The organism is Desulfurella sp. (assembly GCF_023256235.1).
Lineage (GTDB): Bacteria > Campylobacterota_A > Desulfurellia > Desulfurellales > Desulfurellaceae > Desulfurella.
Genome location: NZ_JAGDWY010000083.1, coordinates 8,911 through 9,388, shown reverse-complemented (window position 1 = coordinate 9,388; position 478 = coordinate 8,911). Strand labels below are relative to the sequence as shown.

Below are 478 nucleotides of genomic sequence, written 5' to 3'. Positions count from 1 at the left end.
TTATTGATGCTCTTATCACCCATCTGAACTATTATCCACCGACAAAACCATGTTTTTATTTCAAAATCTGATAATGTATAAATTTCTGTACTATCCAATATTTTTTTGGAATATGGGACACATTCGATTATTCTGTCAATGATATCTTTACCAGACACGCTGGTGTTTTTCAAAAAATTATTTGAAAGATGAATTGACATCTCGCGCGCATCAACATCTGGTAGATAAAATTTCGATGACAATTTTGACCACACAGTTTTGTTTGATATCATTTTTTTTCCCAGCGACAATATATACTAATATTTTATATCAGTACGTTTATCAATATCAACTCGTGTGATAAAACCAACCATGTTTATCTATCGTTCTCAAATTTGTGAAATATTTTCTAATAATTGCCTTTTTTGTTTTTTTCTTGTGATTGGCACATAACGATGGAGACGTCACTATTCTACCTTTGTTGATACCTTGAGAACAT

General features: G+C 31.0%; 1 protein-coding gene. It reads right to left on the bottom strand.

Annotated elements, in window-relative coordinates; all coding sequences use genetic code 11:
* A partial coding sequence (locus tag Q0C22_RS09025; RefSeq protein ID WP_291493958.1) for a hypothetical protein occupies positions 1-272 on the bottom strand: 272 nt, incomplete at its 3' end.
* Between the last annotated feature and the right edge of the window lie 206 nt (positions 273-478).